Source organism: Variovorax sp. OV084 (genome assembly GCF_900111625.1).
GTDB lineage: Bacteria > Pseudomonadota > Gammaproteobacteria > Burkholderiales > Burkholderiaceae_C > Variovorax.
This window is the reverse complement of sequence record NZ_FOII01000001.1, coordinates 1,067,479-1,086,806: the sequence shown is the minus strand read 5'-3', so window position 1 is coordinate 1,086,806 and position 19,328 is coordinate 1,067,479. Positions and strand designations below refer to the sequence as shown.

General features: G+C 66.2%; 20 protein-coding genes. 13 read left to right on the top strand and 7 right to left on the bottom strand.

Going from position 1 to position 19,328, the window contains the following annotated elements; all coding sequences use genetic code 11:
• Positions 1–71: 71 nt before the first annotated feature.
• Positions 72–1,430 carry an NAD(P)/FAD-dependent oxidoreductase gene (locus BMW87_RS05270; RefSeq protein ID WP_093074694.1) on the top strand — a complete coding sequence of 453 codons (1,359 nt, stop codon included), beginning with the start codon at positions 72–74 and terminating at the stop codon, positions 1,428–1,430.
• On the opposite strand, the gene BMW87_RS05265 is transcribed toward BMW87_RS05270, so the two are convergent.
• From BMW87_RS05265 to solA, 3 genes are all read right to left on the bottom strand, one after another.
• A complete protein-coding gene (locus BMW87_RS05265; RefSeq protein WP_093074692.1) occupies positions 1,417–2,079 on the bottom strand; it encodes an aspartate/glutamate racemase family protein in 663 nt (220 codons plus the stop codon). The genes BMW87_RS05270 and BMW87_RS05265 overlap by 14 nt on opposite strands.
• A gap of 5 nt (positions 2,080–2,084) precedes the next feature.
• Positions 2,085–3,017, bottom strand: a complete 933-nt coding sequence (panE, locus tag BMW87_RS05260) for a 2-dehydropantoate 2-reductase (protein WP_093074689.1) — start codon at positions 3,015–3,017, stop codon at positions 2,085–2,087.
• A gap of 71 nt (positions 3,018–3,088) precedes the next feature.
• Positions 3,089–4,327 carry an N-methyl-L-tryptophan oxidase gene (gene solA, locus BMW87_RS05255; RefSeq protein WP_093074686.1) on the bottom strand — a complete coding sequence of 413 codons (1,239 nt, stop codon included), beginning with the start codon at positions 4,325–4,327 and terminating at the stop codon, positions 3,089–3,091.
• Positions 4,328–4,478: 151 nt separating this feature from the next.
• Between solA and BMW87_RS05250 the strand changes: the two genes are divergently transcribed.
• Complete coding sequence (locus BMW87_RS05250) at positions 4,479–5,033, top strand: NADPH-dependent FMN reductase (RefSeq protein WP_093054619.1); 555 nt, start codon at positions 4,479–4,481, stop codon at positions 5,031–5,033.
• A 72-nt stretch (positions 5,034–5,105) separates the two neighbouring features.
• Here the strand turns inward: BMW87_RS05250 and BMW87_RS05245 are convergent, their stop codons facing one another.
• The gene (locus BMW87_RS05245) at positions 5,106–5,753 is read right to left on the bottom strand and encodes an FMN-dependent NADH-azoreductase (RefSeq protein WP_093054621.1); all 648 of its coding nucleotides are present in this window, start codon (positions 5,751–5,753) and stop codon (positions 5,106–5,108) included.
• A gap of 136 nt (positions 5,754–5,889) precedes the next feature.
• On the opposite strand from BMW87_RS05245, the gene BMW87_RS05240 reads away from it, so the two are divergent.
• The 8 genes from BMW87_RS05240 to BMW87_RS05205 all read left to right on the top strand — a co-directional run bounded on the left by BMW87_RS05240 (position 5,890) and on the right by BMW87_RS05205 (position 12,566).
• Positions 5,890–6,804, top strand: coding sequence for a LysR family transcriptional regulator (locus BMW87_RS05240; protein ID WP_093074682.1), 915 nt, complete (start codon positions 5,890–5,892; stop codon positions 6,802–6,804).
• 102 nt (positions 6,805–6,906) lie between these two features.
• Positions 6,907–7,548 (top strand): peroxiredoxin, encoded by a 642-nt coding sequence (locus BMW87_RS05235; protein ID WP_093054625.1) that lies wholly within the window; start codon positions 6,907–6,909, stop codon positions 7,546–7,548.
• Positions 7,549–7,569: 21 nt separating this feature from the next.
• A complete protein-coding gene (locus BMW87_RS05230; protein ID WP_093074679.1) occupies positions 7,570–8,145 on the top strand; it encodes an RBBP9/YdeN family alpha/beta hydrolase in 576 nt (191 codons plus the stop codon).
• On the top strand, positions 8,142–9,158 hold the full coding sequence (locus BMW87_RS05225; RefSeq protein WP_093054629.1) for a sulfate ABC transporter substrate-binding protein: 1,017 nt from the start codon (positions 8,142–8,144) through the stop codon (positions 9,156–9,158). Before BMW87_RS05230 ends, BMW87_RS05225 begins: the two co-directional genes overlap by 4 nt.
• Positions 9,159–10,046: a sulfate ABC transporter permease subunit CysT gene (gene cysT, locus BMW87_RS05220; RefSeq protein ID WP_093054631.1), complete on the top strand. Its 888-nt coding sequence runs from the start codon at positions 9,159–9,161 to the stop codon at positions 10,044–10,046.
• 1 nt (position 10,047) lies between these two features.
• Complete coding sequence (cysW, locus tag BMW87_RS05215) at positions 10,048–10,950, top strand: sulfate ABC transporter permease subunit CysW (protein ID WP_093054633.1); 903 nt, start codon at positions 10,048–10,050, stop codon at positions 10,948–10,950.
• 18 nt (positions 10,951–10,968) lie between these two features.
• Positions 10,969–12,066: a sulfate/molybdate ABC transporter ATP-binding protein gene (locus tag BMW87_RS05210; RefSeq protein ID WP_093054635.1), complete on the top strand. Its 1,098-nt coding sequence runs from the start codon at positions 10,969–10,971 to the stop codon at positions 12,064–12,066.
• The gene (locus BMW87_RS05205) at positions 12,063–12,566 is read left to right on the top strand and encodes a disulfide bond formation protein B (protein ID WP_093054637.1); all 504 of its coding nucleotides are present in this window, start codon (positions 12,063–12,065) and stop codon (positions 12,564–12,566) included. The genes BMW87_RS05210 and BMW87_RS05205 overlap by 4 nt, the downstream gene beginning before the upstream one ends.
• A 60-nt stretch (positions 12,567–12,626) precedes the next feature.
• On the opposite strand, the gene BMW87_RS05200 is transcribed toward BMW87_RS05205, so the two are convergent.
• The gene (locus BMW87_RS05200) at positions 12,627–12,953 is read right to left on the bottom strand and encodes a hypothetical protein (RefSeq protein WP_093074676.1); all 327 of its coding nucleotides are present in this window, start codon (positions 12,951–12,953) and stop codon (positions 12,627–12,629) included.
• 255 nt (positions 12,954–13,208) lie between these two features.
• Here BMW87_RS05200 and macA point away from each other — a divergent pair, with 255 nt between their 5' ends.
• Genes macA through BMW87_RS05185 form a run of 3 tightly spaced genes read left to right on the top strand, consistent with a single transcriptional unit; the run spans position 13,209 to position 17,741 of the window.
• Positions 13,209–14,375, top strand: coding sequence for a macrolide transporter subunit MacA (gene macA / locus BMW87_RS05195; RefSeq protein ID WP_093054641.1), 1,167 nt, complete (start codon positions 13,209–13,211; stop codon positions 14,373–14,375).
• Entirely contained in the window at positions 14,372–16,363 is a 1,992-nt protein-coding gene (gene macB / locus BMW87_RS05190; RefSeq protein ID WP_093074673.1) for a macrolide ABC transporter ATP-binding protein/permease MacB, read from the top strand. The genes macA and macB overlap by 4 nt, the downstream gene beginning before the upstream one ends.
• A gap of 19 nt (positions 16,364–16,382) precedes the next feature.
• Entirely contained in the window at positions 16,383–17,741 is a 1,359-nt protein-coding gene (locus BMW87_RS05185; protein WP_177192738.1) for an efflux transporter outer membrane subunit, read from the top strand.
• A gap of 38 nt (positions 17,742–17,779) precedes the next feature.
• On the opposite strand, the gene BMW87_RS05180 is transcribed toward BMW87_RS05185, so the two are convergent.
• Entirely contained in the window at positions 17,780–18,556 is a 777-nt protein-coding gene (locus tag BMW87_RS05180; protein WP_093074668.1) for a glycosyltransferase family 2 protein, read from the bottom strand.
• Positions 18,523–19,320, bottom strand: coding sequence for a lysophospholipid acyltransferase family protein (locus tag BMW87_RS05175; protein WP_093074666.1), 798 nt, complete (start codon positions 19,318–19,320; stop codon positions 18,523–18,525). The genes BMW87_RS05180 and BMW87_RS05175 overlap by 34 nt, the downstream gene beginning before the upstream one ends.
• Positions 19,321–19,328 lie beyond the last annotated feature (8 nt).

Sequence of the window (19,328 nt, the reverse complement as noted above, 5' to 3'; positions counted from 1 at the left end):
ACTTTGCTATCTTTCTTCGAGCGGCCGGCGCGCTATGCTTGACCTTTGTTAACAATGTCGCTTGTCCACGCATGTCCTTGCCCCAAGCTTCTTCCCCCACCCCTCAGACGGCCGATGAATCCTGCGACGTGATGGTTGTGGGCGGTGGCCCCGCCGGCTCGACCATCGCCGCGCTGCTGGCCCAGCAGGGCCGCAAGGTGGTGCTGCTCGAAAAGGCGCATCACCCGCGCTTTCACATCGGCGAATCGCTGTTGCCCGGGAACGTCGAATTGTTCGAGAAGCTCGGCGTGCGCGACCAGGTCGACAAGATCGGCATGCCGAAGTTCGGCATCGAGTTCGTCTCGCCCGAACACGAGCACCGCAGCTATGTGGAATTTGCCGAGGGCATGGACAAGTCGCTCGACTCCGCCTGGCAGGTGCGCCGCTCCGAACTTGACGAGCTGCTGTTCCGCAACGCGGCCACGCGCGGCGCGCAGACCATCGAAGGCTGCAAGGTGCGCGACGTGGCCTTCGATGCCGACGGCGCCACGGTGCAGGCCGAAATGGACGACGGCGCGCGCCGAAGCTGGCGCGCCCGCTTCGTGGTCGACGCCACCGGCCGCGACACGCTGCTGGCCAACAAATTCCGCTGCAAGGAAAAGAACCCCGACCACAACAGCACCGCGCTGTTTGGCCACTTCACGAATGCCGAACGGCTCGAAGGCAAGAAGGAAGGAAACATCAGCATCTGCTGGTTTCCGCATGGCTGGTTCTGGTTCATTCCGCTGGCCGACGGCACCACCAGCGTGGGCGCGGTCTGCTGGCCGTACTACCTGAAGACGCGCGACAAGCCGCTGAAGGAGTTCTTCTACGACACCATCGCCACCTGCCCGGTGCTGGTGGAACGCCTGAAGAACGCCACGCTGGTCGACGACGCGGTGCACGCCACCGGCAACTTCTCGTACTCGAGCACGCACGCCACGGGCGACCGCTACCTGTTGCTGGGCGACGCCTTCACCTTCATCGACCCGATGTTTTCCTCGGGCGTGTACCTCGCGATGCACAGTGCCTTCGACGGCGCCGAACTGGTGGCGAAGGCGCTCGACCGGCCCACCGAGCTGGCGGCCGCGCGCAAGGACTTCGAGGCCATGATGCGCAAGGGCCCGCGCGAGTACTCGTGGTTCATCTACCGCGTGACCAACCCGACCATCCGCGACATGTTCATGCACCCGGGCAATCCGTTCCGCGTGAAGGAAGGGCTGATGTCGCTGCTGGCCGGCGACATCTACCGCGGCACGCCGACGCGCGGGCCGCTCGGCATGTTCAAGTTTCTGTACTACTTCATCTCCGTCACGCACATGCGGCGGACCTGGGAGGGGTGGAAGCGGCACCGCTTCAACATCCGGGACATGGGGATGCTGAAGGGGGAGACGATCCTCAAGTCAGACTAGCAGCCAGTGCCACGGCGTGTCGGGCACCCAGCGCGGGGCTGCTGAGCACGTCGATGCCGAGGTCCGCGAGCAGGGCGGCCGCGGGGGCCATCGAGGCCTGGGCCAGCACGATGACGTCGGCTTCGCCTGCCGCAGCGCGGATCGAGCGGGCCAGGGTTTCGATGTAGCGCGCGTTGTCGCCTGCTTCGAAATGGGGCCACGCTTCTTCGACCAGCAACGTGTTCGGCTGCACCGCGATGCCTGCGTTTGCCGCGGCGGAACGCACCAGTTTCATCGTTGGCCCGAGCGTGCTTTCGACCGCTGCCACAACCAGCACGCGCGGCCCGGTGCGCACTGCGCGGTCGGCCATGGCGCGATCGATGCGCAGGGCCTTGAAGGTATTGCCTGTGGGCATTTGTTCGGCGACGGCACCGATGGTCGAGCAGGTGCACACCACGACTTTCGCGCCGCTGGAGGCGGCTTCGTGCATGGCACGGTGAACGCGGGCGATCAGGCCTGTGTCGTCGGTGCCCACGACACGCGCGTCGGCCAGCAGGTCTGCTTGCACGAGATGTCGCACACGCAGGCCAGGCGCCATCTCGGCCACCAGCTGCTCGAAGGTCGGCACATGCACCTGCGCCGTGTGCAGGAACGCCAGCGCGTCGCGCATGACGCTCAGGTTGCCGTACGGGCGCGCTGCGCTTCGTAGGCTTTCAGGTGAACGTAGGCCGTGCGCAGCACCGACGGCACTGGCAGGTTGCTCGGCGCCGCGCGGCCCAGCAGATCGCCGACGATGTGGTCGGCCTCGACCGCCGCGCCGCGTACCATGTCCTTGTACATCGACGCGGTCATTGGCGAGCCGGCAGTCGTCATGATGGCGCGACCGCGCTGCACGGCTGCGGCCCGCGGCGCGAAGCCGTTGTGCGTGGCGATGGCGCAGCATTCGTCGAAGATCGACAGCGCCACGTCCTGTCCGCCAGCGGCCACGATGTCGCCGATGGACGCACGCATCAGGCTCGTTAGGCCCGCCGCCGAGGCGATGAAGACCCACTTTTCCCACATGTCCTGCATGATGTTTTCGCTGGCCGTGGCGTCGAACTTCGCGCCCGCGAACTGCGCTGCGATGGCATCGACGCGCGCCGAGCGGCCGCCCGAGCGTTCGCCATAGCTCAGGCCGTGCATGTCGTTCAGATGCAGCACGCGGCCCTCGTCGTCGAGCGTGGCGGAGATCATGCAAAGGCCACCCAGCACGCGCTCGCTGCCGAAGCGTTCAGCCAGCCGGTCGATGTGCTTCATGCCGTTGAGCAGCGGGAGGATCACGGTGTCGGGGCCGACTGCCGGCGCGAACGAGTCCATCGTCGAGTCGAGGTCGTAGGCCTTGCTGCCGACCACGACCACGTCATACGGGCCATCGATGCCGTCGGCCAGCACGTGCTTCGGGGCTGGCAGTTGCAGGTTGCCGAAGGGGCTCTGCACCACCAGCCCGGTCTTCGCGAGTTGCGCCGCGCGGCGCGGGCGCAGCAGGAAGGTGACGTCGCGTCCCGCCTCCAGCAGACGGCCGCCAAAGTAACCACCGAGTGCGCCGGCACCCACCACCAGAAATCTCATCGCGCTTCGCTCCTGAGTCAGACAGACAAAAAAGATCGAAGGCATGATGCCCGGGATCGCCCGGGCCTGCTTCAGGCTGGCGCTTTCTCCAGCAGGCGTTGGCGGGCAAAGGGCCGCAGGTCGAGCTCGCTCGGGCGGTCCAGCACGTGGTCGGCGATGGCTTCGCCAAGCCCGGCCGAGTGCTTGAAGCCGTGGCCCGAGCAGGCCGAGGCGATGAGCACGCGGGGCAGGCCGTCGAGCGCATCGATCACGAAGCGGCGGTCGGGCGTCACGGTGTACATGCAGGCGCGCGCCTTGAGGGCACGGCCGCCGATCTGCAGAAAGCGGCCGGCCACGCGGTCGCGGTACATGGCGGCGGTTTCTTCCGCGCTCACGGTGCGGTCGATGGTGTCCGGCGTGGTGGCGGCCACGTATTGCTCGGTCGCCACCTTGAGCGCGGGCTGCGACGGGTCGGAAGACGGAAAGCCGTACATGTAGTCTTCCGGCCCGTCGCCGAACATCCAGATGAAGATGGGGAAGCGGCCGGGTGCGAAGTCGGCTGTGGCGCTGCCGGTGTCGAACCAGTGCATCACCTGCCGGTGCACGGAGAAGTCGGCTTGCCAGTCGGCTCGCGCCTGCGCGCCAAGGAAGGCGGGGAGCCACGCGCCGGCCGCGACGACCACGCGGTCGGCCGTGAAGCTTGCGGAGCCTGTGCGCACGCGCACCGTGTCGCCGTTGCCGATGGGCTCGACGGCTTGCACGCGCTCGCCGGTGAGTGTTTGAGCGCCCGAGGCGCGGGCCACGGCCAGCTGGGCGCCGATGGCGTCTTCGGGGCGGACGAAGCCGGCGTCGTGCTCGTAATAGCCGATTTCGTCGCCCTGCAGGTGGAACTGCGGAAAGCGAGCGCGGATGCCGGCTGCGTCGAGCACTTCGTGCGCGATGCCGAAGCGCTCGGCGCAGGCGATGGTGCGGCGCACGAAATCGGATTTACCGTGGTGCTCCGCCACGCGGTCGCGCGGCGCGAGGATCAGGCCGCCTGTGGTGGTCATCAGCGGCTTGCCGGTGCGGGCCTCGAGTTCGCGCCAGATGGCATGCGAGCGCTGCACGAAGGGCACGTACTCGTCGCCTTCGCCGATGGCCAGCCGTGTGATGCGCGAATCGCCGTGCGAGGAGCCCTGGTCGTGCGGCGGCGCGAACTGGTCGATGCCCAGCACGCGCACGCTGCGCTGCGAGAGTTGGTAGAGCGTCGCGGCGCCGAGGGCGCCAAGGCCGACGACGATGACGTCGTAATGGGAGGAAGGGGATGAAGAGGAAGACTGAGACTGGGTCACGGGAGCGTCCTGCGCTTCGATGGGGTTGGGGGATGCGGTTTATCTTGCCGCCGTTCGTCCGGCTCTGCATGAACTTTTCCCGAAAAGGTCTTGGGCGCTTCGCATAATCGCGTTCGTCATTCCGACCCCTCTCACTCAAGGAGTTTCACCCATGGCCCAGACCCGGATCGCTGTCATTGTCGGCAGCCTGCGCAAGGATTCGTTCAACCACAAGCTGGCCCTCGCGCTGGCGCATCTCGCGCCCTCGGACTTCACCTTCGAAACCCTGCGCATCGACGACCTGCCGCTGTACAACCAGGACGACGACGGCAATCAGTCCGCGCCGGTGAAGCGCCTGAAGACCGAGATCGCGGCGGCCGACGGCCTGCTGTTCGTTACGCCCGAATACAACCGCTCGATTCCCGGCGTGCTGAAGAACGCCATCGACCAGGCCTCGCGCCCCTATGGCCAGAGCGCCTGGGCGGGCAAGCCGGCCGGCGTGGTCGGCATCTCGGTGGGGGCCATCGGCACCGCGCTGGCGCAGCAGCACCTGCGCAACATCCTGGCCTATCTTGACGTGCCCACGATGGGCGCGCCCGAAGTGTTCCTGCAGGCCAAGGATGACCTGTTCGACGACAAGGGCCACGTCGGCAACGAAGGCTCGAAGAAGTTCTTGCAGGGCTGGATGGACAAGTACGTGGCCTGGGTGAAGAGCCACTCGGCCTGATCGATCCGCTGCGTCTCCGGACGAAAAAAAGCCGCCCGATGGGCGGCTTTTTTACTGGTGCCAGAGCGGAACTCAGGCAGCGATAGCAGCGTCGCGCTGGTTCGCGGCTTCCGCCGTCGCCACCAGGATGTCGGCGCGGGCCGTTGCCAGGGCATTGTTCCGGGCTTCGTCGCCCATCGCCACACCTTCAGCGCGCACGACGCGCACGTCGGTGATGCCGAAGAAGCCGAAGACTGCCTTGAGGTAGCTTTCCTGGTGCTCCATGGCCTGGCCACCTTCGCTGGTCGAATAGATGCCGCCGCGGGACAAGGCCACGATGACGGTCTTGCCGCCGGCCAGGCCCACGGGGCCCTTCTCGGTGTATTTGAAGGTGCGGCCGACTTGTCCCAGGCGGTCGATCCAGGCCTTGAGTTGCGTCGGGATCGAGAAGTTGTAGAAAGGCGTGCCGATGACGACCACGTCCGAGGCCAGGAACTGGCTCACGAGCTTTTCGGACACGGCGTTTTCACGCTGCTGGGCTTCGGTCGGCTGTTCTTGCAAGCCGGTCTTGATGCCCAGCGCGTCGGCGCTGAAGTGCGAGGGGGTGTCGACGGCCAGATCGAGGTATTCGACGGTGGTGTCGGGGTGGGCGGCGCGCCATGCGGTCACGACTTCGGCCGAGAGCAGGCGCGAGGTCGAGTGGGCGCCGAGGATGCTGGAGTCAATGTGGAGCAGCTTCATTTCAATCAATCACTTTCTGTGTTGGCTGTCGGCGCTCAAAGTGGCCGGCGGATGGAAGAATTCTATTTTTGGATCTAGTGATCGATAAGTACCCAAAAATTGCCTAGATCGTTCTACCTGCGGGACAATCACCACCATGCAGGACCTCAACGACATGGTTTTCTTCGCCGAAGTGGCCGAACGCGGCGGCTTCGCAGCCGCCAGCCGGGCGCTAGGCATCCCCAAGTCGCGCCTCTCGCGCCGCGTCGCCGACCTGGAAGAGCGTCTCGGCGTGCAGCTGATGCAGCGCAGCACCCGGCGCCTGTCGCTCACGCCGGCGGGCGAGATCTACCTGCGGCATTCGTCCGCCATGCGCGACGCGGCGCAGGCGGCAGCCGAGGCGGTGGCGCAGGTGCAGAACGAGCCCAGCGGGCTGGTGCGGCTGAGCTGCCCCGTCACCATCGCGCACAGCGGCCTGGCGCAGCTGATGCCGGTGTTCATGGCGCGCTATCCGGCGGTACGCATCGACATGCGGGTGATCAACCGGCCGGTCGACCTGATCGAGGAGGGCATCGACATCGCGCTGCGCGTGCGGCTCGTCATCGAGGACAGCACTGTGCTGGTGGCAAAGACCTTCGGCCACAGCCGCGGCGTGCTGGTGGCGAGCCCGGCGCTGCTGGCGCGCTACGGGCCGGTGGAAACGCTGGCCGACCTCGGCAAGCTGCCGACGGCGGCCATGTCGGTCAACGGGGAAGGGCGCAGCGACTGGCGCCTGGAGGGCCCCAAGGGAGAGAGCTACGTGCACTCCCACACCCCGCATTACGTGGCGGACGACCTCGCGACGCTGCAGTTCGGCACGCTGGGCGGCATAGGCGCGACCATGCTGCCTGACTACATGTGTCGCGCCGACATCGATGCCGGCCGATTGGTGCGGTTGCTACCCGGTTGGGGGCCGCCACCGGTGATTGCGCACATGGTGTTTCCGGCACGGCGGGCGCTGGTGCCGGCTGTGCGAAAGCTCATCGACTTCCTGATGGAGCATCTCCAGAGCGAAGATATGCGGATGTTCTAGGCTCGTTATGCGAAAAACGTCATATCCAAACAAGCAGATATTCGTTTGGCATTGAAGCAAGGGTTCGCACAATCCGAGGCTCCCATCCATCCAGGAGCGTCCATGGCTACTCTGCGACTCGGCGACACAGCCCCCAATTTCACCCAGGATTCCAGCGAAGGCACCATCGACTTCCATCAGTGGGCCGGCGATTCGTGGGTCGTGTTCTTCTCGCATCCCGCCGATTTCACGCCCGTGTGCACCACCGAACTGGGCAAGACCGCGGCACTGTCGGGCGAATTCGCCAAGCGCGGCGTGAAGCCCATCGCGTTGAGCGTCGATCCGGCCACCAAGCACAAGGAATGGATCAGCGACATCAACGACACGCAGAACACCACGGTCAACTTCCCCATCATTGCGGATGCCGACCGCAAGGTGGCCGACCTGTACGACCTGATCCACCCGAACGCCTCGGCCACGGCCACCGTTCGCAGCGTGTTCATCATCGACCCGAAGAAGGTCATCCGCACCACCATCACCTACCCGGCGTCCACCGGCCGCAACTTCGACGAGATCCTGCGCGTGATCGACTCGCTGCAGCTCACCGACAGCCACAAGGTGGCCACGCCCGTGAACTGGAAGGACGGTGACGACGTGGTCATCATCCCGGCCATCCAGGACCCGGCCGAACTGGCGGAGCGTTTCCCCAAGGGCTTCAAGGCCGTGCGCCCCTACCTGCGCATCACGCCGCAGCCCAACAAGTAAGCGGGCAGGGCAAGCGTCGTCATGCAGACCCGAGTGATCATCGTGCCGGGGTGGCGCGACTCCGGGCCCGGCCACTGGCAAAGCCTGTGGGAAGAGCGCATTCCGGGTGCGGCGCGGGTGGTGCAGGACGACTGGGCCTCGCCCAAGCGCGAGGCGTGGGTGTCCACGCTGGCGAAGCTGGTGCTGGAGAGCGACGGGCCGGTGGTGATCGCAGCGCACAGCCTGGGCTGCATCGCCACGGCGCACCTGCCGCCCGATGCCGCGGCCCGCATCCAGGGCGCGCTGCTGGTGGCGCCTGCGGACCCCGAGCGCCGCGCCGTGCTCTCCGACTTCGCGCCTGTGCCCTACGCTGCGCTGCCGTACCGCAGCATCGTGGTGGCCAGCAGCAACGACCCCTTTTGCCCGATCCGCCTGGCTGGTGCATATTCGCGCGCCTGGGGCAGCGAGTTCGTGCGCATGCAGAATGCGGGCCACATCAACGTCGACTCGGGGCACGGGGATTGGCCGCTGGGCCTTGCCCTGCTCCAGTCCTTGACCGACGAGCCCGCCGCCTGGCCGGCGGGCCGTGAATTTTCAGAAACCTTGGCAACCACATGACTTCCAGAATAAAGACCTTCGTCGCCGTGCTCGCGCTGGCGTCCTCCGCACTCGCCGGCAGCAGCGCCTTCGCCCAGGGTACGGGGCTGCTGAACGCCTCGTACGACGTGGCCCGCGAGTTCTACAAGGACTACAACGCGGCCTTCGTGGCGCACTACAAGAAGGCCACAGGCAAGGACGTCAAGATCGACCAGTCGCACGGCGGCTCCAGCGCGCAGGCCCGCGCGGTGGCCGACGGCCTCGATGCCGACGTGGTGACCATGAACACCTCCACCGACATCGACTTCCTCGCCAATGCCGGCGTGGTTGCCAAAGACTGGAACAAGAAATTCCCCGAGAACGCATCGCCGACCACGTCAACCATGCTGTTCCTCGTTCGCAACGGCAACCCCAAGGGCATCAAGGACTGGGACGACCTGGTCAAACCGGGCGTGCAGGTCGTGATCGTCAACCCCAAGACCGGCGGCAACGGGCGCTATGCGTACCTGGCCGCATGGGGCTACATCAAGAAGAAGGGCGGCACCGACGCCCAGGCTGCCGAGTTCGTCGGCAAGCTGTTCAAGAACGTGCCTGTTCTGGCGCGCGGCGGCCGCGACGCGACCACCGCCTTCCTGCAACGCAACATCGGCGATGCGCTGATCACCTTCGAATCGGAAGTGGTGTCGATCGACCGCGAATTCGGCACCGGCAAGGTCGACTCGGTGTACCCCTCGATCAGCATCGTGGCCGAGAACCCGGTGGCCGTGGTCGAGCGCACCGTCGCCAAGAAGGGCACGGGCGAGCTCGCCAAGGCGTATCTCGACTGGCTGTACTCCGAAGAAGCACAGGAAATCGCGGCCAAGCACGCGCTGCGTCCACGTTCGCCGGCCGTGCTCAAGAAGTACGCCTCGACCTTCAAGCCGCTGCAGCTCTTCACAGTGCAAGAACTGTTCGGCAGCCTCGGCGAAGCGCAGAAGGTGCACTTCAACGACGGCGGCCAGTTCGACAAGCTCTACACGCCCGGCGGCAAGTAAATGAGCGGCGCTGTTTCTTCGGCGCTCCCGTCCGCGGGAGCGCCTTTTTCGCGTGCCAACCGGGCAGGGGGCGCCAAGCGCGTGCTGCCGGGTTTCCACATCACGCTCGGCTTCTCGATTCTCTACCTCAGCCTGATCGTGCTGATCCCGCTGTCGGCGCTGGTCTTCAGGACCTTCACGCTGACCTGGGACCAGTTCTGGGTGGCCGTGACTGCCCCGCGCGTGATGGCTTCGTATCGGCTGACCTTCGGCGCCTCGCTGATCGCGGCCGTGGTGAATGCGGTGTTCGGCCTGCTGGTGGCCTGGGTGCTGGTGCGCTACAAGTTTCCGGGCAAGCGCATCGTCGATGCGCTGGTCGACCTGCCGTTTGCGCTGCCGACGGCGGTGGCGGGCATTTCGCTGACCGCGCTGCTCGCGGGCAACGGCTGGGTCGGACAACTGCTCGAACCGCACGGCATCAAGCTGGCGTTCACGCCGGCGGGCATCGTGATTGCGCTGATCTTCATCGGGTTGCCCTTCGTGGTGCGTACGGTGCAGCCAGTGCTCGAAGACGCCGAGAAAGAGCTGGAAGAAGCAGCCACCTCGCTCGGCGCGACGCGGCTTCAGACCTTCACCAAGGTGATCTTTCCGTCGATTGCGCCTGCGCTGCTCACCGGCTTTGCCATGGCCTTCGCACGCGCCATCGGCGAGTACGGCTCGGTGATCTTCATCGCTGGCAACATGCCGATGATCTCGGAGATCACGCCGCTCATCATCATCGGCAAGCTGGAGCAGTACGACTACGCGGGCGCCACGGCGGTCGCGCTGGTGATGCTCGTCATTTCCTTCGTCCTGCTGCTGGTCATCAACGGCCTGCAAGCCTGGCAGCGTCGCCGCGCAGGAGCCTGACATGAGCGCACCTTCCAAAGTCATCCGCCGCGCGCAAGCCGGCACTACTGAATCCGCCTGGGTGCGCTGGACGCTGATCGGCATTGCGCTCGCGTTCATGTTCCTGTTCCTCGTATTGCCGCTGGCCGCTGTTGCGACCGAGGCGCTACGCAAGGGCGTGGGCGCGTATCTCGACGCGCTGAAGGAGCCCGACGCCTGGAGCGCGATTCGCCTCACGCTCATCACCGCCGCCATCGCGGTGCCGATGAACCTCGTGTTCGGCGTGGCGGCGGCCTGGGCCATTGCCAAGTTCGAGTTTCGAGGCAAGGCATTTCTCACCACGCTGGTCGACCTGCCGTTCGCGGTGTCGCCGGTGGTGGCGGGCCTGATCTACGTGCTGGTGTTCGGCGCGCAGGGCTGGCTCGGTCCGTGGCTGGCTGAGCACGACATCAAGATCATCTTTGCCGTACCCGGCATCGTGCTGGCGACCGTGTTCGTGACCTTCCCGTTCATCGCGCGCGAACTTGTGCCGCTGATGCAGGCGCAGGGCACCGACGAGGAGCAGGCCGCCATCGTGCTCGGCGCGACCGGCTGGCAGACCTTCTGGCGCGTGACGCTGCCCAACATCAAGTGGGGCCTGCTGTACGGCGTGATCCTGTGCAACGCGCGCGCCATGGGCGAATTCGGCGCGGTGTCGGTGGTGTCGGGCCACATCCGGGGCCAGACCAACACCATGCCGCTGCACGTGGAAGTGCTCTACAACGAATACCAGTCGGTGGCCGCGTTTGCCGTGGCTTCGCTGCTGGCCATCCTGGCGCTGGTCACGCTGGTGATCAAGTCGGTGATCGAATGGCGCCACGAGCGCGAGATGAAGGCCATTGCCGAACTGCCCCCCGAGCGTCCCCCCGAAGCCGCGGCGGCCTGAGAGAGAAAGAACAAGATCATGAGCATCGAAATCCGCAACATCAGCAAGCAGTTCGGCGACTTCCGCGCGCTGCGCGACGTGAACCTCGACGTGGAGTCGGGCGAACTGGTCGCGCTGCTCGGCCCCTCGGGCTGCGGCAAGACCACGCTGCTGCGCATCATCGCGGGGCTGGAAACGGCCGACGCCGGCAGCATTTTGTTCTCGGGCGAGGACACCACCGACGTGCACGTGCGCGAGCGGCAGGTGGGCTTCGTGTTCCAGCACTACGCACTGTTCCGCCACATGACCGTGTTCGAGAACGTGGCCTTCGGCCTGCGCGTGAAGCCGCGCAAGGAGCGCCCGAGCGACGCGCATATCAGGCAGAAGGTGACCGACCTGCTCAAGCTGGTGCAGCTCGACTGGCTGGCCGACCGCTATCCTTCGCAGCTTTCCGGCGGCCAGCGGCAGCGCATTGCGCTGGCCCGCGCACTGGCGGTGGAACCCAAGGTGCTGCTGCTCGACGAGCCCTTCGGCGCGCTCGACGCCAAGGTGCGCAAGGAACTGCGCCGCTGGCTGCGCCGGCTGCACGACGAACTGCACGTGACCTCGATCTTCGTCACGCACGACCAGGAAGAAGCGCTCGAAGTGGCCGACCGCGTGGTGGTCATCAACAAGGGGCAGATCGAGCAGGTCGGCTCGCCGCAGGAGGTGTGGGACCAGCCGGCCAGCCCGTTCGTCTACGGCTTCCTGGGCGACGTGAACCTGTTCCATGGCCGGGCCGACAACGGCGCGGTGCAGCTCGACGGCATGCGCCTCGATTCACCCGAGCACAGCGGCGCGCGCGACGCCAAGGCACGCGCTTATGTGCGCCCGCATGACATCGATGTGACACGCTATGTGGCCGGCGCTTCGGGCATCGTTGCCACGCTGTCGCGGGCAATCGTCGTCGGACCCATCGCGCGGCTGGAACTTGAGCCCACCGAATCGAATCCAGATAATCCGGGCTCCGGAACCATCATCGAGGCGCAACTCCCTGCGCAACAGTTCCGTGACCTGGGCTTGAAGGAAGGCGACACCGTCGTTGCCAACCCGCGCAAGGCCAGGGTGTTCGTAGAAGAAGATTGGGTATCTCCTTGATCGATTGGTACTTCGGCGCGCCGCGCCGCGCGTTCGGGCTGATCTGCTTGGCCTGTGTTCTCATGCTGGCCTTCGGGCTCTACCTGCAGCACGTGGTCGGGCTCGAACCCTGTCCCATGTGCATCGTGCAGCGGTATGCGCTGGTGCTGGTGGCACTCTTCACCGGCCTGGCCGGCGTGTTCCGCAACGTGGGCCTTCGGGTCGTGGGTGGATTGCTGGCGCTGGTGGCTGCGGTGGGCGGCGCCTACACGGCGGCCTCGCAGAGCTGGCTGCAGTGGTATCCGCCCGAAGTCGTTTCCTGCGGGCGCGACCTCTACGGGATGATCGAAACCTTTCCGCTGAAGCGTGCGCTGCCGATGATCTTTCGCGGCGGCGGCGACTGCTCGAAGATCGACTGGTCGCTGTTCGGCCTGACGCTGGCGAACTGGTCGTTTATCGCGTTCGTGGTTCTCTCGCTGCTGCTCATCACGCTGCTCGTGCGCTCGCGTCGGGCACGCTGAGAGGCGAAAGAGGCGACGCCGCCCCACGGCGGGCGGCGTGCCGAAGAGGGCGGGGCTGCGTCAGTTGAACCAGCCTTGGCCCGAAAAGCCGCATCCCATTTCTTCGAGCAGGCTGCGCCAGTACCAGCGTTCGGCGCAGCTGCTGACCATCGCCATGTTCACCGGCTGAGCCGCCGTCGGCTTGACGTCGCTGCTGATGCTTGCAAGGCCCAGCGGGGCGCTGGCTTCGGGGCTGCGCACCGGCGTGGTGAACGTCAGTGGCGACTGCGCCTCGGGTGTGTCTGCCTTCGTGTTGGCGGCACTGGCCGCGCAGCTGAAGGCCATCGCGGCGGTGATCGCACCGGCCAGTGCCACGTGGCGCAGAGTGTTCGACTGTTGGAATTTCATGGTCGTTTTCCCTTCCTAGAACTATCGGTTTATGCGTGGCAACGCGCCACGCATCCGAAAAAATGTAGGACGCCCAAAGCTGTCGTGCCAGTGCCGAAAGTCACGCGCTCGTAACGCTGCGAATCGGTTTGTCGATCGCCCGTGGGCCTTTAAAGAATCTTCAGTAAACGCGGCTAGGATGACACCGGACCTCGTGGTTCCGTGCCCCTTCCGCGCAGTCGACTCGCCGCGCAGCGTCTTCCTGATTTCCCCCGCATGCCCACTACACAACCCAGGCGATCACGCAAACTAGTCATCGGCATTGCCGTTCTCGTCGTGCTGGCGGTCGTCGCCTCTTTCTGGCTCAGCCCGGGCAAGAAGGCCGAATACCTCACCGCCGCGGTGCAACGCACCGACCTCGAAAACGCGGTACTCGCCACCGGCGTGCTGCAGGCGCTCAAGCAGGTCGAGGTGGGCGCACAGGTCAGCGGCCAGCTCAAGTCGCTGAAGGTGGTGCTGGGGCAGACCGTGAAGAAGGGCGACTGGCTCGCCGAGATCGACCCCGTCATCTCGCAGAACACCTTCGCGCAGGAGCAGGCCAAGCTCGACAACCTGCAGGCGCAGAAGCTCGCGAAGGAAGTGCGCATCAGGCAGGCCCAGCTCACCTGGACGCGGCAGCAGGAAATGCTCGCGCAGGACGCCGCCGCCAAGCAGGACATGGAAAGCGCCGACGCCGAGCTGCGCGCGCTGCGTGCCGACCTGGTGTCGCTCGAAGCGCAGATCCGCCAGCAGAAGCTGGCCGTGGCCTCGGCGCAGACGAATCTCTCGTACACGCGAATCATCGCGCCCATCGACGGCGACGTGGTTTCCATCAGCACGCTCGAAGGCCAGACCGTGGTCGCCGCCTTCCAGGTGCCCACGCTGATGAAACTGGCCGACCTGTCGACCATGACCGTGAAGGCGCAGGTGTCCGAAGCCGACGTGGTGCGCGTGAAGCCGGGGCAGCCGGTGTACTTCACCATCCTCGGCGACCCCGACAAGCGCTACCACGGCACGCTGCGCGCGGTGCAGCCTTCGCCCGAGAAGATCAACAACGCCGTGTTCTTCAACGCGCTGTTCGACGTGCCCAACCCCGATCGCACGCTGCGCGTGGACATGACGGCGCAGGTCGCCATCCTGCTGGGCGAGGCAAAGCAGGCGCTGACCGTGCCGCTGACCGCGCTGGGTCCGCGCGACAAGGATGGCCGCCAGGAAGTGCGCGTGCTCAAGGCCGACCAGACCGTGGAAAAACGGCAGGTGCGCGTGGGCATCTCCAACAACTTCCAGGCCCAGGTGCTCGAAGGTTTGAAAGAGGGCGACAACGTCATCACGGGCGATGCCTCGGCTGTTCTGGAGCGGGGCGAAAGCGGAGACGGCGGCGGCGGGCGGGGCAAGCGCCCATGACGCAGGAAAAGCAGCCGCTGCTGACCCTGCGCGGCATCGGCCGCAGCTTTCCTTCGGGCGAGCAGGAAGTGCAGGTACTGAAAGACGTCAACCTCGACATCGGCAACGGCGAAATGCTGGCCATCGTCGGCGCCTCGGGCTCGGGCAAGTCGACGCTGATGAACATCCTCGGTTGCCTCGACCGGCCGAGCACCGGTACCTACATCGTCTCGGGCCAGGACGTGGGCACGCTCGACAGCGATGCGCTGGCCCAACTGCGGCGCGAGCATTTCGGCTTCATCTTCCAGCGCTACCACCTGATGCCACACCTGACGGCGACCGGCAACGTCGAAGTGCCCGCCGTGTATGCCGGCACCGACGGCGAGGCGCGCGACACGCGTGCGCGCCAGTTGCTGGTGCGCCTGGGTCTTGGCGACCGCACCGAGCACCGGCCAAGCCAGCTTTCCGGCGGCCAGCAGCAGCGGGTGAGCATTGCGCGCGCGTTGATGAACGGCGGGCAGGTGATCCTGGCCGACGAGCCGACCGGCGCGCTCGACAGCAGGAGCGGCCAGGAGGTGATCGGCATCCTGCGCGAGTTGCATGTGCAAGGGCACACCATCATCATCGTGACGCACGACATGCAGGTGGCGAGCTGCACCGAACGCATCATCGAGATTGCCGATGGCGTGATCGTGGGTGACCGGCCCAACGTGCCCACTGTGGTGGCGTCGGTACAGGCCGTGCAGCCCGACGCACCAATTCCCGAGGCGATGACGAAGCCCAAGCTGGGCATTGCGCGCTTCAGCACCAGCTGGGCCCGCTTTGCAGAAGCCTTCCGCATGGCCTGGCGTTCGATGATGGCGCACCGCATGCGCACCGCGCTCACCATGCTGGGCATCGTCATCGGCATTACCTCGGTGGTGTCGATCGTGGCCATCGGGGAGGGTGCCAAGCGCTTCGTGCTGTCGGATATCCGTGCCATCGGCACCAACACGCTCGACGTGTACCCGGGCCGCGACTTCGGCGACGACAAGGCCTCGAGCATCCGCACGCTGATACCGTCCGACCTCGACGCACTCGCCGCGCAGCCCTATGTGCACAGCGTGACGCCCTCGACCTCGCGCAGCCTGCGGCTGCGCTACCGCAGCGTCGACATCAACGGCACGGTGAACGGTGTGAGCGACAGTTTCTTTCGTGTGCGCGACATCCAGATGGCCAGTGGCGCAGCCTTTACGGCGAGCGACGTGCGCCACCAGTCGCAGGTGGTGGTGATCGACCAGAACACGCGGCGCAAGCTGTTCCCTGACGGCGCCGAGGCGGTGGGCAAGATCATCCTGGTGGGCAACCTGCCGTGCACGGTGATCGGCGTATCGCAGGAAAAGAAGAGCATGTTCGGCGAGAACAAGTCGCTCAACATCTGGCTGCCCTACAGCACGGGCGCGAGCCGGCTCTTCGGGCAGCAGCACTTCGACAACATCACGGTGCGCATCCGCGACGACCAGCCGACCAAGGCCGCTGAAGACAGCGTGGTCAAGCTGCTCACGCTGCGCCACGGCAGCAAGGATTTCTTCACCTTCAACATGGACAGCATCGTGAAGACGGCCGAGCGCACCAGCCAGTCGCTCACGCTGCTGCTGTCGCTCATTGCGGTGATCTCGCTGGTGGTGGGCGGCATCGGTGTGATGAACATCATGCTGGTGTCCGTGACCGAGCGCACCCGCGAGATCGGTATTCGCATGGCGGTGGGCGCGCGCCAGAGCGACGTGCTGCAGCAGTTCCTGACCGAGGCGGTGCTGGTGTGCCTGGTGGGCGGGTTGATCGGCGTGACGCTGTCGTATGGCATCAGCTTTCTGTTTTCGCTTTTCGTCAAGCAATGGCAAATGATCTTTTCGATGGGCGCCGTGGTGTCGGCGTTCTTGTGCGCGTCGCTGATCGGCGTGCTGTTCGGCTATCTGCCGGCGCGCAACGCGGCGCGGCTGGACCCGATCGAGGCGCTGGCTCGTGAGTAGGGCACGCGTTCTTTCCGCGATGGCTGTTGCCGTGCTGGTGCTCGGCGGGTGCACCCTGTTCCAGCCTGAGCAGCGGGCGCAGCGGCCGCTGGAGGTGCCGCAGGGCTGGCAGCAGTCGCCGGGAGCGGGGAGTGCGGCGGCGATGTTGTCCGCCAACTGGTGGACGGCGTTCAACGATCCGCAGTTCGACCGGCTGATCGACAGCGCGCTGCGTACCAACAACGACCTGGCGGCGGCGGGCATTCGCGTGCAGCGTGCGCAATTGCAGGCTGGTTTGGCGAACACGAACCTCACGCCCAGCGTAGTGGGGCAGGCCAGCACCAGCCGCAGCTATGACCTGAAGCGCGGCGGCGTGGCCGGCTCCGCATCGAGCTCGCTGGTGACACTGAGCTACGAGCTCGACCTGTGGGGCCGACTCTCGGCGCAGCGCAGCGCCGCCGACTGGGAGCTGAAGGCCACCGAATCCGATCGCCAGGCCACTGCGCTGGCGCTCGTCGGTACTACGGCGGGACTCTATTGGCAGACCGGCTACCTGAACCAGCGCATCGCGCTGAGCGAAGCGGGCATGGAAGACGGCCGACGCATCCTCGCGCTGGTGCGGGTGAAGTACGCGGCGGGCGCCGTGTCGGGGCTGGACGTGGCGCAGGCGGGTCAGAACCTCGCGACGCAGGAGGCGGCGCACACGCAGTTGCTTCAGCAGCGCGTCGAGGCGCACAACGCGCTGGCGATTCTGTTCGACCAGCCGCCGGAGTCGATGGCCGTCGAGCCCGCGCGGTTGCCAGACATAGCCTTGCCGGTCATCGATGCCGGCGTACCCGCGAGCCTGCTGGGCCGCCGCCCGGATCTGCGCGCGGCCGAGCAACGGTTGCGCGGTGCACTGGCGAATGTCGACGCCACTCGCACCGGGTTCTATCCGGCGCTGAGCCTGACGGGGTCGCTGGGCACGTCGAGCACTGCGCTGGGCGAATTGCTGAAGAATCCTGTGGCCACGCTTGGCGCAGGGTTGGCGTTGCCGTTCTTGCAATGGAACACCGCGCGGCTGACTGTGGCCGTGTCGCAGACGCAGTACGAAGAGGCGGTGTTGGGGTTTCGGCAGTCGCTGTACACGGCGTTGTCGGAGGTCGAGAACGCGTTGTCGTCGCGCACGCAACTGCGCGACGAGAGCGAAAAACTGGTGCTGGCGCTGCAGGAGGCGCAGCGCGCGGAGCGGCTGTCGGAGGTGCGCTATCGCGCTGGTGCGACCGCGTTGCAGCCGGTGCTCGACGCGAAGGACCGGCGCCGTACGGCCGAGGTTTCGCTGGCCCAGAACCGGTTGAACCAGCTCAATGCGACGATGACCTTGTACAAGGCGCTGGGCGGGGCAGCTATCGCGCTGTAGGGTGAGTGGGGTCTACCTAAATCAGCGAGCAAGCGTCGTCAGTCCTGAAACGGCGCCTTCTTCGCCAGCTTGCGAAACACCAGCCCAGGCAGCCGCAACACGAACTCCACCATCAGCCGCGCGTGCATCCAGGTAAGCAGCACGTTGTCGCGCCCATAGCGGAAGTGCGAAACCCCGCCTTCCTCCGCCGTCAGGTACTTCACCGGCGCATCGATGTTCACGGGCTTGACGCCGCGCCATGCCAGCCGCACGACAGCCTCAGTGTCGAAGTCGAAGCGCCGCATCCATGGCTGCCGCTCCATGACGGCGATCAGGTCCGTCACCGGATACACGCGAAAGCCGTAGAGCGAATCGCCCACGCCGGCGAACAGCGTTTCGAGCTGCGTCCATCCGTTCGACACACGCCGACCGCGCACGCGCAGCAGCGGTGCGCTTGCGTCGAACACCGGTCGCCCGAGCACCATCGTCTCGGGGCGGGCCAGCGAGGCCTTCATGAACTCGGGGATCAGGTCCGCCGGATGCTGCCCGTCGGAATCCATCGTCAGCGCATGGGTGAAGCCGGCTTCCTTCGCGGCGCGCAGGCCGTGCAGCACGGCCGAACCCTTGCCCTGGTTCTGCGGCAGCACCCACACGCGCAGGCCCGGGTCGCCGGCCGCCATCTGCTGCAGCCGCTCGCCCGTGCCGTCGTCGCTGCCGTCGACCACCACCCACACCGGGTTCCACTGCGCGCGCGCCGCGGCGACGGTCGAGAACAGGCGCTCGCCGGTGTTGTAGCTGGGGATCAGGACAAGGTGGGTGCGCGAGGCGTCTGGCATTCGGGGGACGCGTCGGTGGCGCGCTGCTCCAGGTTTTGTCGGAAGTATTGTTCGAGCTCGGCCTGCAGCACGTCGCTGTCCTGCGTGGGCGAGAAGCGCTTGCCGATCCGCAGGGTGAAGACGATGGGAAGCGGTGGCACGCGCCACAGCGGCCAGCCCTTGGCGAGGTAGGGCGAGTCGGTGTCGATGAACACCGTTTGTATGGGCGCCTGCGCCAGCTTGGCGATCAGCGTGGTGCCGGGGCGGAACACATTGAGCGGCGGCGTCACCGTGCGCGTGCCCTCGGGAAAGATCACCAGCTGGCCGCCGTTGCGCAGGTCGTTCACGGCAAGGCGCACCATCGTGCGGGCTGACTTGTTGCTGATGTAGCGCGCCAGCCGGGCGCCCGCGCCCAGGAAGATGTTGCCCATCAGGTCGGCCTTCATGATGCAGGCACTGCGGGGCAGCCGCGCCACCAGCAGCAGCGCGTCGAGCATGGTCGGGTGGTTGGCCACGAAGATCACGCCGGGTTCCTTGCGCATCGGGTCGAGGCAGGCGGCGTCGATGCGCATCATGCCGGTCACCGACGCCAGCCACCAGAACATGCGGTAGGCGAAGGCGATGGTCGTGCGTCCCAGCACGCGCGCGGGCGCCGCCGGCATGATCGGGTGGATCAGCATGGCGACGACGTTCCAGACCAGCGAGATCAGGCCCAGGAACAGCAGCAGCGCGTAGAGCATCAACGCGAGCGGAATCGACGTGAGAATTCGCAGCACGCGAGTCATTGAATCAG